At 57.3% G+C, this 12,216-nt stretch carries 13 protein-coding genes; 10 read left to right on the forward strand and 3 right to left on the reverse strand.

Annotated features, from left to right (window positions below; genetic code table 11):
• Positions 1–42: 42 nt before the first annotated feature.
• Together V7080_RS16680 and V7080_RS16685 are read right to left on the reverse strand one after the other, a co-directional pair.
• Positions 43–1,077, reverse strand: a complete 1,035-nt coding sequence (locus V7080_RS16680) for a porin (RefSeq protein ID WP_334189520.1) — start codon at positions 1,075–1,077, stop codon at positions 43–45.
• A 512-nt stretch (positions 1,078–1,589) separates the two neighbouring features.
• Positions 1,590–1,841 carry a DUF3562 domain-containing protein gene (locus V7080_RS16685; protein WP_334189521.1) on the reverse strand — a complete coding sequence of 84 codons (252 nt, stop codon included), beginning with the start codon at positions 1,839–1,841 and terminating at the stop codon, positions 1,590–1,592.
• Positions 1,842–2,293: 452 nt separating this feature from the next.
• Between V7080_RS16685 and V7080_RS16690 the strand changes: the two genes are divergently transcribed.
• The 3 genes from V7080_RS16690 to V7080_RS16700 all read left to right on the forward strand — a co-directional run bounded on the left by V7080_RS16690 (position 2,294) and on the right by V7080_RS16700 (position 4,680).
• Positions 2,294–2,812 carry a phasin family protein gene (locus V7080_RS16690; protein WP_334189522.1) on the forward strand — a complete coding sequence of 173 codons (519 nt, stop codon included), beginning with the start codon at positions 2,294–2,296 and terminating at the stop codon, positions 2,810–2,812.
• 188 nt (positions 2,813–3,000) lie between these two features.
• Positions 3,001–4,071 carry an extracellular catalytic domain type 1 short-chain-length polyhydroxyalkanoate depolymerase gene (locus V7080_RS16695; RefSeq protein ID WP_334189523.1) on the forward strand — a complete coding sequence of 357 codons (1,071 nt, stop codon included), beginning with the start codon at positions 3,001–3,003 and terminating at the stop codon, positions 4,069–4,071.
• 114 nt (positions 4,072–4,185) lie between these two features.
• Positions 4,186–4,680 (forward strand): phasin family protein, encoded by a 495-nt coding sequence (locus tag V7080_RS16700; protein ID WP_334189524.1) that lies wholly within the window; start codon positions 4,186–4,188, stop codon positions 4,678–4,680.
• Positions 4,681–4,767: 87 nt separating this feature from the next.
• On the opposite strand, the gene V7080_RS16705 is transcribed toward V7080_RS16700, so the two are convergent.
• On the reverse strand, positions 4,768–5,277 hold the full coding sequence (locus V7080_RS16705) for a polyhydroxyalkanoate granule-associated phasin (RefSeq protein WP_334189525.1): 510 nt from the start codon (positions 5,275–5,277) through the stop codon (positions 4,768–4,770).
• A gap of 251 nt (positions 5,278–5,528) precedes the next feature.
• Here V7080_RS16705 and V7080_RS16710 point away from each other — a divergent pair, with 251 nt between their 5' ends.
• The 7 genes from V7080_RS16710 to phnD all read left to right on the forward strand — a co-directional run.
• Complete coding sequence (locus V7080_RS16710) at positions 5,529–6,983, forward strand: Ppx/GppA phosphatase family protein (RefSeq protein WP_334189526.1); 1,455 nt, start codon at positions 5,529–5,531, stop codon at positions 6,981–6,983.
• Between the two features lie 95 nt (positions 6,984–7,078).
• Positions 7,079–7,492: a hypothetical protein gene (locus tag V7080_RS16715; protein WP_334189527.1), complete on the forward strand. Its 414-nt coding sequence runs from the start codon at positions 7,079–7,081 to the stop codon at positions 7,490–7,492.
• Positions 7,493–7,629: 137 nt separating this feature from the next.
• Positions 7,630–8,406, forward strand: a complete 777-nt coding sequence (locus V7080_RS16720) for a GNAT family N-acetyltransferase (RefSeq protein ID WP_334189528.1) — start codon at positions 7,630–7,632, stop codon at positions 8,404–8,406.
• Complete coding sequence (locus V7080_RS16725) at positions 8,403–9,263, forward strand: UDP-2,3-diacylglucosamine diphosphatase (RefSeq protein ID WP_334189529.1); 861 nt, start codon at positions 8,403–8,405, stop codon at positions 9,261–9,263. The genes V7080_RS16720 and V7080_RS16725 overlap by 4 nt, the downstream gene beginning before the upstream one ends.
• Positions 9,245–10,282, forward strand: a complete 1,038-nt coding sequence (locus V7080_RS16730; RefSeq protein WP_334189530.1) for a glycosyltransferase family 4 protein — start codon at positions 9,245–9,247, stop codon at positions 10,280–10,282. The genes V7080_RS16725 and V7080_RS16730 overlap by 19 nt, the downstream gene beginning before the upstream one ends.
• Positions 10,283–10,489: 207 nt before the next feature.
• A complete protein-coding gene (gene phnC / locus V7080_RS16735; protein ID WP_334189531.1) occupies positions 10,490–11,338 on the forward strand; it encodes a phosphonate ABC transporter ATP-binding protein in 849 nt (282 codons plus the stop codon).
• A 47-nt stretch (positions 11,339–11,385) separates the two neighbouring features.
• Positions 11,386–12,216: phosphonate ABC transporter substrate-binding protein (gene phnD / locus V7080_RS16740; RefSeq protein ID WP_334189532.1), on the forward strand; the 831-nt coding region annotated here is incomplete at its 3' end.

Genomic DNA, 12,216 nt, shown 5'->3' on the forward strand with positions numbered 1-12,216 from the left:
CCCGCCCCTTGCGTTTCTTCCGCGATGATCGCCGCTATACGATCAGAACCGGTGACGTACGCCGACGTTGAAGGTCGACGGATCCCGGCCGGCGCCCGCTGCTGTCAGCGGACCGCCGAAGCCTACGAGACCTGTCGGATCATTCTTCACGCGTCCATACGAAGTGTATAGATTCGTGCGCTTGGAGATGTCGTAGGTGTATCCGATTGCCCAGAGGTTGGAGTCACCGTTGCCTGCCAGGTCGTTGTTCTTGCGCATATACGACGCAATGACATTGCCGGCGCCGAGCTTGGCGGTCAGCCCGAGCATCATGTCGGTGCTGTCGACATTCGTCGCGCCGGCTGCGGTTTCGCCTTTGTTGACGGCATATGCGGCGTGCAGCTTCGCAACGCTGAAGTCGTATGTACCGCCCAGCATGATGGTGTCCGCGCTGCCGCTGTTTGCGCCGGTCGCGGTGGCCAGGTTCTGGTCGTGGTATGCGAGGACAACATTGATCGGGCCGCTGTTATAGCCAAGCAGCAGGCCAGCCTGACGGCCGGCAGATGTGCTGCCTGCGATTTCACCAAGGCTGTATGCGACCTGGCCGGAAAACCCGCCGAATTTTGGCGTCGAATAGTTGATGGTGTTGTCCGCACGTTCTCCGTATGCCAGGAATACGTTGGTCATGTTGCCGGCCAGACCAAGTGCGAACGGGTCGATGCTTTCCAGTGCGGGACGAATCGGATTGTACTGGCGACCGAATTTGACCGCGCCGAAATTACCATTCAGTCCGACCCATGCCTGACGACCGAACAGGCGACCGCCCTGGCCAAGCTGGCCGTTGTCGATCGAAAATCCGTTTTCCAATGTAAAGATCGCTGAGAGACCGCCACCCAGGTCCTCCGTGCCGCGGAAGCCGAGACGGCTACCGGATTGCTGTCCGCTTTCCAGGCGATAGGTGCGTGCATCGGTCGGTGCGTCGCTATCATTGATCGCGATGCCGGCGTCGGCAACGCCGTAAATGGTCACATTGGTTTGTGCGACGGCGGAATAGGCGAAGGTTCCCACTAGTGTAAATGCGAGAAGTGACTTTTTCATTTTTGAAGGTTCCAAGGTTGTCAACTGTGTTCCGTCATGCTGGATGACTGTGAAGCCGCTCTCGGGATATGAACGCAATTCAGGACTGATTGCTTGACTAGTGTGCAGAGCGAGAGCAGAGCCGGACGAACTTTATCCGGACACGATGACAACTTGATGACAGGCTGGAAACGTGTTGTATTTTTGCTTCGCGTGCGGTGACAGTGCCATTGGCGATAGAGACCGTCGATGCATTGAGCATCGCACTACCGTTGCGGTCATCGGCGAAAAAAAAGCCTGCCGCCTCACGGCGGCAGGCAACAACTATCCTTTGGGAGATAGTGCTCAGGCGGCATTGTGCATCAACTTGATGACAGCTTGATGAATGCCTCAAGAAGAACCGGATGCAACGGATCGGGTGCAAATAAAATGACGGTTATGCGGACCCTCACGGCATCACGCCCTGAATAACACCGGTGCGCGAGTTGCGGTACTCCAAATGCAGCGTGCCTGACCACCTCCGCATTTCGCATTCAATGGTGGCGGTATGCTTCCTTCACGCGCTTTGACACCAATACAGGTAAGTAATCGTCGATGGAGGCCTGAGTTCGCAGATCTTTCAGAATCTGTTCATACATTCCCGCGATTTCGTGCATTGGTCGATGCAGTTCATCGGCAATCGATTGAATGACATTGAGATGTTTTTCCCTGTCATGGACGTCGGTGTAAATGACGTCGGCGACGTTGCTGGCCGGTTCATTAACGAGGTGTTCGATGGTATTCATGCTTGGTATTCTCTCTGGTTGAAGGAACAGCTTTCCAGTGATCGCATGCGGCAGGCATTCATGTGAATGTTAAATAACATCAGGCGAAAAGACATTGTTAGAGACATAAAAACGAGAAAAATTCTCTTGATTTTCAGGTCTTTCCGCGTCACCAATTCCCTGCATAAAAGTTCACGCTGCAGTGCATTAAAGTTTACTGTCCGTACAACCATTCCGATTGCATATGCCAATGAGCGGCATTTGCATTTTCGCAGTGTGGCTTTCCGGTAGGCGGAGCAATTTACGTGTCTTAAACATCATGATGATGTAATGGTGCAATGCAAAAAATACATCGCATCGGGTGGAACTTGATGAATAAGCCATCCTCTATTGGAAGCGTTATGCGCACACCGTGGTTGCCGGTATCAAGGAATCGCCGGGCAACTATTTACAGCCTACATAGGAGGTTAATCATGTTCATGTTCCCATACTCACAACCAACCTCACCCGCAGCACGCGCACATATCGAAGCGCAATACTCACTGTTCACCGACATGTCGAGAAAAATTTTCGACTCGGCGCAAAAAATCAACGAGCTGAATATCCAAGTGGCGAAAACCATGATGGAAGAAACGCTCAACAGTACCCAACAGGTCCTGGTTGCAAAGGATCCGCTTGAAGCATTGTCGGTTGCAACGTCGCAGGCTCAGCCGACCGCTGAAAAGATCCGTGCGTATCAACAGCACTTGAACAACATCGCCGCCGGTGCGCAGGTCGATCTGGCTCGTTCGGCAGAATCGCATGTTCCTCAGACCAGCCGTACAGCCGCAGCATTGGCTGACGAAGTCGCGAGGACAGCTTCGGAGCAGACCGAACAGGCGACACAGCGCCAGCGTGCAGTGATGGAAAAGCTTACCAATCCGATTGCTCCGGGCAAGGCAGGTGACGGTAAGAGCCAGGGCGCATCGCAGGCGGCCCGGGCCGGTGCCTGATTGCATGCCGAATCGGCACGAGAATAGCCTGGTGTAAGTGCAGCTAAGTAAGCCAACGACACGCGTCCATCAGAGGCGCGGTCGTTCAAATATTCAAGCGGGGAATGGAGAACGCCTTTGCAAAAACAGGTACAGCCGTACCGATCTGATTGATTACCGTGATATCAAGCGACCCATTTTTTTCCTTCATGCTTGCGACAACGCGCATTGTCTTCAATGCGCCGTCCGAGACGGCCTATGTGCCCGTCGGCAGGTCCACTTACCCCACACCATTGCTTAAGAAACGGCGCATGCAGAGCGTGCCTCGGGCTGCTCCATGCAGCGTCGCCGAGCCGCCATTCAATGCGTCTCCGACCGGACGTGGCAGCTTTATCGATGGTGTGGCCGAAAGCCGGGCAGGGCGCCGCAGCTACAAGCTATACATTCCCTCCGTTTATCGGGGGCAGCCCCTGCCGCTGATCGTCATGCTGCATGGCTGCACACAGGATCCTGTCGATTTTGCACTCGGCACGCGGATGAATCATCTTGCCGAGGAACGTGGATTCTTCGTTCTTTACCCCGCACAGTCCGAAATTGCAAACCATTCGAGGTGCTGGAGCTGGTTCAGCGTGAGCGACCAGCAGCGCGACAGAGGAGAGCCTGCCATCCTCGCCGATGCAACGCGGGAAATCGCCAGGCTGTATCGCATCGACTCCAGCCGGATCTATGTCGCAGGGCATTCAGCCGGCGCCAGCATGGCAGCCATACTCGCCAAGACGTATCCCGATCTGTTTGCCGCTGTCGGCATTCATTCCGGTATGCCCTATGCCTCCGTTCGCAGTGCTTTCTTCGCCTTGCACGCAATGAAGTACGGTACAGCCGAATCGTCGGATGCCGCGCCGACAGCGCAATTGCCGGTACCGGCCATCGTGTTTCACGGCGATATGGATGGCACCATCCATCCTCAGAATGGCGAGAAGATCGTCGTTGCGCAAGGACTCCGGTCGCTTGCCGACGGGAGAGAGAACCGTGAGCTGAGCATTTCGGTATCTGTGCGCGATGAATCCGCTTGCGGCGAAGACTACAGTCACACCATAACCACCTGCAGCAACGATCAAGGCGGCATGTGCTGGGAGCATTGGGTGATTCACGGCGCAGGTCACAACTGGTCCGGCGGAAACCCGGAAGGAAGCTACACCGATGCGCGCGGGCCGGATGCGTCGCGTGAAATGGTTGGCTTCTTTCTTGATCGGACATTCAACCGCTATTCCAAATCTTAAATGTCGTCTCCATTGCAACTTGCCGAATGTTCCATAGTCCTAGACCTTCCTAAGGTTGTAACAAGGCCTTTTCCGCACAGGCCCAATTTTTTAAATCACTTCGAAAGGTGAATCATGTTTTCATTCATGCAGTCGATGACACCCGCAATCAGAGCACATATGGATGCACAGCTGTCCATGTTCAGCGATATGTCGCAGCAACTGTTCGGCACGATGCAGAAAGTGAATGCCTTGAACATCCAGATCGCACGAACAATGATGGAGGATTCGTTGAAGGGTGCTCAGCAAGTTCTATCGGCTCAGAATCCGCAGGAGGCGTTTTCCATCGCTGCAAGCCAGGCGCAGCCAACGGCGGAGAGATTGCGGGCTTATCAGCAACAGATATCCAGCATCGCGGCCAGCACGCAGGTTGATCTTGCGAGGTCTGCTGAAACCCATGTGCCGCAGACCAGTCGGACTGCGGCTGCGCTGGCGGAAGAGGTCGCGCGTCGCGCCTCCGAAGAGACCGCAAAAGCTACTCAACGCCAACGAGACGCAATGGCAGGCATGATGAATCCAAGTGGGACTGATGCAGGATCGTCTGCTGCGGGAGCGGCAAAAGTGCATTGACGATATTCATGCCGGCACGAATTGTTGTGCCGGCACGTCATTGATGCGCGGGTCTTTCAAGCTTCAGGAGCCGCTTCACTTCCAGCCTTACTTCTTTTTGGTGATCTTGACTTTCTGAAGTCGCTTTGCATTGCCGGTCGCCCGCGAATGGATCGGCTTCAATCCATGCTGCGCTATTTGAGGCGTCACACGGGACAAGTGTTCGGCGGCTTTCACAGAAGTGTTCAATACGTCTTTTACCAGCGCCGCCTGGTGCCGGCTTGCCTGAGCCATGGTCTGGCTGGTCGTCAATGCCATCACACGCGCAGTCCGGCCCAAAAGCTGGTCGAAAGCGATGGCGGCCATCTGCTGGTTGGCAGCGATGATTCGCATGGTGACCGCTTGCGCCGATTCCGCCACTGCTTCGAGCTTTTCCTGCCCCATCAATTGGAACTCGGTCCGGTCCCGTGCGTCCGGTACCGGGCCGGCGGCTGCCATGCGCGCGGTACGGTGGCTGATCACCTGTGCCGATGCCGCCATCATTTCTCCCGTCGTCACGGCAAACCTGGTCCAGGCCGAGAAAGGATTTGCCGCGGTGCCGCGTTTGCGTTTTTTCATCTGAAACCCGTCAATATCGTGCCGTCTGCGATGTGCTCGGCAGCCCGACATTCGAGACGGTATTTTCTTGTAAGTTCGCTTCGATGCTCACGAAAAATGCGTCGGCTGGTGAACGACGGCTATATCGCCGATCAAGGATATCTCCGAACCTCGCGACTTGACTTTGCGCAATCCGCGGTGAACCGCTGCGGATGTTTATGTCTTACCATGTCGGCTATTGCAAGAAAGACGAAAAGCATAAGAGGAAAAACATGTTCGCTGCGGTAGATCTTGGTTCCAACAGTTTCCGGCTGCATATCGGCAGGCACGACGGGGAAACGATTCGCGTAGTCAAGAGCGCGCGCGATCCGATCCGGCTTGCCGCCGGCCTGGATAGCAAGGGTTACCTTACCGACCAGGCGATGCAAACCGCCCTTGAATCGCTGGCGAGATTCCGAGGCATCCTGCAGGCTCATGCTCTGGACGCGGTCCGTGTTGTCGCCACGAACACCCTGCGTGTCGCGAAAAACGCGCCTGCGTTCCTGCCTGCCGCGGAGAAAGCAATCGGGTATCCGATCGAAATCATCTCCGGTGAGGAAGAGGGGCGGTTGATTTACATGGGTGTGGCGAGCGCATTACCCGCACCGGCTGAAAAACGCTTGGTGGTCGATATCGGAGGCGGTTCCACCGAGCTTATTTTGGGACAGGGGCAGGATATCCAGAAAGTCGAGTCCTTCAGCATCGGCACCGTCAAGCAGAGTCAATCCTTTTTTCCCGGCGGGCGCATCGATTCCGCGGCATTTGAAGCAGCGATCCTGTCGGCGCGCTCACTCTTTGAAGACGCGGCGCCATCCTACGATCGTCAATACTGGACCCGCGCTTATGGCTCATCGGGAACGATACGCGCGATGTCGGAAGCGATCACCAGAAACGCAATCGGCGATGGAGAACTATCGCTGCAAAGCCTCGAGGAACTCAAGGCGCGGCTCATCAGCTACGGCAGTACCGGGAACATCGATCTTGTCGGCGTGAAGCCGGAACGGATTGCGGCCATGGTCGGCGGCCTGGCCATCCTCCTGGCCATCATGCAGGAACTCGGCATCACGACGCTGAAAGCGGTCGAGGCCGGCCTGCGCATGGGGGTGCTGTGGGATTTGCAGCTGCGTGCAACCAAGCGCGACCGGCGTGAGCAATCGGTAAGGGACTTCTGCCGCCGCTTCCATGTTGACGACGAACGTGCGGCGCGGGTTGCCGGGACTGCGCTGTCGCTGTACATGCAAACCAAGCCCGCCGATGACGGCTATGTGAAATCGCTTTACTGGAGCGGATTGCTGCACGAGGTGGGGATGGCGGTGTCGCATACCGGCTACCACAAGCATGGCGCCTATCTGGTTGAGAATGCCGACCTGCCGGGGTTCACGACGCGCGAGCAGCGGGTGATGAGTGCGATGGTACTGGCGCATAAAGGCAATCTGCGCAAACTTGGCGAAACGCTGACCGATCCGGACTTCGCGAAGGCTGTGCTGTCATTGCGTCTGGCCGTCCTGTTCATGCATTCCCGCATTGAGGCCGATGCCGGCGAAGTCCGCCTGAGAATGAAGAGCAAAATCGAACTGGAGCTCAGGCGTGACCGTGTCGCCGAACACCCCACCATTTCCTATTGGCTGGAGAAGGAGCGCGAGTCGTGGAGCGATGTCGGCATGGACTTCGTGCTGCGCCTCGGTTGACCTGCTTGAAGATGCTTCGGTAACCTGATCGATGAGATTTGCAAGCCGGAAATTAATGGTATATATTATTTATACTATTTAATGGGAGCGCGTCGATGACCAAATCAGTAAAGAAGGATGCCGCCAAGCCGGCGAATGTTGCCACACAGAAGCCGGAAGCCGCAAAGGACACCATCAAGAAAGTCTCACCAGCCAAAACGAAAGTCGCCGTTGTCGCCAAACCGGAAGCAGTCAGCGCCAAGGCGCCGGCTAACGTAAAACCGGCAGAGCCAAAAGACAAAGTCAAAAAGCCGAAACTGGTGCGTGACAGTTTCACCATGCCGGAAGCCGAATACCAGGTACTCGGTGACATGAAGAAGGCGTGTCTCAAGGCCGGCGTGGACGTCAAGAAAAGCGAATTGCTGCGCGTCGGTGTGGCGCTTATTCGGCAGATGGATGTCGCCAAGATCAAGGAAGTGTTGAACACATTGCCGCCGCTGAAAGCCGGTCGTCCCAAGAAAGACAAATGATCCGGAACGGGAGAGGCGGGCGTTCGTCACCTGCTTTCTCCCATGCTGTTGCAGTGTCACGGAACTGAAACGCCGCTGTCATTTCGCCGAAGTAATCCACGGTTACGCTTCACTCGTCATTTTCTCGAGGACGATGAATGCGCGTACTGACCGCTCCGGCCGTTAATGTCGAACCTGCCCAGAGTTTTTCCAAACTGACACTCAGCCTTGCCACCACGCCGGAAGAAGTGCGTGAAGTGCAACGCCTGCGTTATCGGATTTTCATCGAAACCCTGGGCCTGTCGATGCTGACGAACAGCGAGGGACTGGACTGCGATGAGTTCGACGCCCATTGCGATCATCTGATCGTTCGCGATACCAAGACCTCGCGCATCGTCGGTACCTACCGCGTACTCAGCGCCAGCACCGCCCGACGGATCGGCCGCTTCTATTCGGAAACCGAATTCGATCTCAATCGCCTCGATCACCTGCGGTCGCGCATTGTCGAAGCCGGCCGTGCCTGCATCCATCCGGATTACCGCGGCGGCGGCGTGCTGATGCTGCTGTGGGCCGGCCTGGCCGCCTACATGCGGCGCGAACGCTGTGACTACCTGATCGGCTGCGCCAGCATCAGTCTGGCCGATGGCGGGCGCAATGCAGCCGCTGTCTCCCACACGGTGATGCAGTCCCATCTCGCACCCGCGGAATACCGCATCATGCCCCGCCTACCATTCCCGATCGGCGAAAGCGACGCGACCGACAAGGGCGCCATACCCCCGCTGCTGAAAGGCTACCTGCGCAGCGGTGCGTGGGTCTGCGGCGAACCGACCTGGGATGCGGAATTTCATTGCGCCGACCTGTTCCTGATGCTTCCGCTCGGAAAGCTGGACGACCGGTACGCCCGTCACTACCTGAAGGAATCGAGGCCAATATGAAGCCTGCCGACACCTTTCTGAACGCCGGTTTTCTGAAGCCGGCCCCGCATCCGAAAAAGGAGGTCAAGCGTTTCCGGACTATCTGGATCTCCGATATTCACCTGGGCACGACGGGATGCCAGGCGGCACGACTTCTGGAATTCCTGCAGGCCACCGAATCGGACACGCTCTACCTGGTCGGCGACATCATCGACGGCTGGCAACTGAAGCGCCGCTGGTACTGGGACCAGACGCATAACAACGTCGTGCAGAACGTGCTCAAGAAAGCGAAAAAGGGCACGGAAGTCATTTTCGTACCGGGCAATCACGACGAGGCGGTCCGGCAGTTCATCGACCTGGATTTCGGCGGAATCAAGATCCGGGATGAACTGATTCATGTGACGGCGCAGGGAAAACGCATGCTTGTGCTGCACGGCGATCGCTTCGACGGCGTTATTGCATGCGCGAAGTGGCTGGCCTACGTCGGCGACAGCTTGTACACCATGATCCTCAAGTTCAACCAGGTGTTCAATAATTGGCGTGCGCGGGCCGGCCTGCCGTATTGGTCCCTGTCGCAATATTTAAAGCTGAAAGTCAAGAATGCGGTCAGCTACATCACGTCGTTTGAGGATGCGCTGGCGGCAGAGGCACGCAAGAAGGGCGTTGACGGCGTCATCTGCGGACATATCCACAAGCCGGAAATCCGCGATATCGACGGTATCATCTACTGCAATGACGGCGATTGGGTGGAAAGCCTGTCGGCATTGGTGGAGGAAACGACGGGTGAGCTGCGTCTGGTTACCTGGCAGGACATCGTGACGAAGCCGCAACAAGTGAAACTGGAAGAGACGACGGAAGTATGCGCATCGCCATCGTAACCGATGCCTGGATGCCTCAGATCAACGGCGTCGTCAACACACTCAAGGCAACCGTGCAGTGCCTGCGCAATAGCGGGCACGAGGTAAAAATCGTCTCCGCCGAACATCTGCCGACCTTTGCCTGCCCGGGATACCCGGAAATCCGGCTGGCGTGCAAACCATACGCCAGCGTCAGCATCGCGCTCGATGCATGGCAGCCCGATTGCATCCATATCGCTACGGAAGGGCCGATGGGACTGGCGGCGCGGCGCTACTGCATCAAGCGCGGACTCGACTTCACGACGTCGTACCACACGCGCTTCCCCGAATATCTGCATGCCCGGAGCCGCCTGCCGCCAGCACTCCTTTATCGCTGGTTACGCTGGTTTCACTCCCGCTCCGGCGCAATCATGGTGGCCACGCCTGCAATGAAGAAGCTGCTCGAACAACGCGGTTTCGAACGTGTCGCGATTTGGGGACGGGGCGTGGACACCGAGCGCTTCCAGCCTGAACCACAGGACTTCTCCTGCATCCGTCGACCGCTCTACCTGTATGTCGGCAGAGTGGCGGTGGAAAAAAACATCGAGGATTTTCTGCGCATTGATATGCCTGGCAGCAAGTGGGTGATCGGCGATGGACCGATGCGGGAGGAACTGGAGCGGCGCTACCCACAGGTGCGCTTCCTTGGCGCGAAGCCGCATGCGGAGCTTGCCCCTTACTACAACTGCGCCGACGTATTCGTGTTCCCGAGCCGTACCGATACCTTCGGGCTGGTGATGGCGGAAGCGATGGCATGCGGCGTGCCGGTCGCCGCTTACCCGGTGGAAGGCCCGGTCGACGTGGTTGCCCATGGCTTGTCCGGGATCCTGCATCAGGACCTGACGCGCGCCTGCTTCGATGCGCTGAAACTGCGGCGCGCCGACGTGCGCCAACATGCGCTGCGGTTCTCCTGGCATGCCGCAACTGAACAGTTTCTGGCGCATTTGCGTCCGGCGCGCCGCATCGTGCCGGCAAGGTATGCCGCGTCGCCGACCATCTGACACCATGCAGGCAGGCACACCCTTGGAGCGACGGCATTTGTGCCATGCTGCCGGCTCGTCCGATCGTGTTGACAGCCTTTTCGCCTGGTTTTTGTCAACGGACCGTTGAAGCTGCGATATTTCATGCATCTGTCATGCAGTCTTCACACCCGTGACATATTTGGCCCCGATACTTGCCCCCGTCATTCTCAACACCAGGCGGGCATCATGATGATAGAAATCAGCGGACTGTCGAAAACATTCAAGGGCGGCTTTCAGGCGCTCGATCGTGTCAGTCTATCTTTCCAGCAGGGGGAAATGGTGGCGCTGATCGGTGCGTCCGGTTCGGGCAAATCCACCCTGCTGCGCCACATTTCCGGCCTGATGCCGGGAAACACGTCGACGAGCCACATCAAGGTCGGCGGCAGAACCGTGCAGCAGGACGGCCTGGTGGAACGCGACGTGCGATCGGTGCGGGCGGACGTCGGCTTCGTCTTCCAGCAGTTCAATCTCGTCGGGCGTTTGCCGGTGCTGACAAACGTACTGTCCGGCGGTTTGTCGCGCATGCCGTTATGGCGCAGTTGCGTCAAGCAGTTCACCCGCGAGGAAAAGGAACTTGGGCTGGAGGCGCTGGCTCGCGTGGGCATCGTCGATCATGCCTACAAGCGTGCATCGGCGTTGTCGGGCGGACAGCAGCAGCGGGCCGCCATCGCCCGGACCATCGTTCAGAAGGCAAAGGTCGTGCTGGCCGATGAACCGATCGCCTCGCTTGATCCGGAATCGTCCCGCCGGGTAATGCAAACCCTGGCCGACATCAATCGCATCGACGGCACCACGGTGGTCGTATCGCTGCACCAGGTGGATTTCGCAATGCGCTTCTGCCCGCGCACCGTGGCGCTCTGCCGCGGCCGTGTCGTGTATGACGGGCCGTCCTCCGCGCTGTCCGCCGGCATGCTGCGCGACCTGTACGGCGCCGAGGCGGAGGAGATCCTTGCGCCACCGATGTCGGCTCACACCCATCCGAACATTCTCGCTGCAAGCAGCTTTCATCCGGCTGTGCTGGCCGCGGCGGTGTAAGCGCCTTTCCCGATTTTCCAGTCCTTCAATTTACAGGGAGTACATTCATGTACCGCAATCTGCTGTCCGCCTGCGCGGCAACCGTCATGCTAGCCATCTCCACTCCAGCAGCGCATGCACAGGATACGACCAAGTCGATCAATTTCGGCATCATTTCCACCGAGTCCACGCAGAACCTGCGCCAGGACTGGCAGCCTTTGCTGGACGAGATGAGCAAGCGAACCGGTTTGAAGGTGACTGCTTTTTTCGCGCCCGACTACGCAGGCGTGATCGAAGGAATGCGTTTCAACAAGGTGCACGTGGCATGGATGGGAAACAAGTCGGCAATCGAAGCCGTCGACCGTGCGAGCGGGGAAGTCTTTGCGCAAACGGTGAACGTCGACGGCACACTCGGCTATTACAGCTACATCAGCGTGCACAAGGATAGCCCCTACCAGAATCTCGATGACGTGCTGAAGAACGCAAAGGCCATGAACTTCGGTATCGGTGACCCCAATTCCACTTCCGCCTTCCTGATCCCGAGTTATTACGTATTCGCGCAGAACAATATCGACCCGAAGTCGGCGTTCAAGACCGTACGCAGCGCTAATCATGAAACCAACATCCTGGCCGTCGCAAACAAGCAGGTCGATGCCGCCGTGCACAGTTCCGACACGCTGGACAAGATCACCAGCCGCCAGCCCGAGATCGCGAAGCAATTGCGGCAGGTCTGGAAATCGCCGTTGATCACATCCGATCCGCTCGTATGGCGTAATGACCTGGCGCCTGAAACAAAAAAGAAAGTGAAGGAATTTTTCCTTTCCTATGGCAAGACGGGCCCGAACGCCGCGCAGGAAAAGGAGATACTGAAAAAGCTGACCTTTGGCGGCATCCAGGAT

The organism is Noviherbaspirillum sp., assembly GCF_036846085.1.
Lineage (GTDB): Bacteria > Pseudomonadota > Gammaproteobacteria > Burkholderiales > Burkholderiaceae_D > Noviherbaspirillum.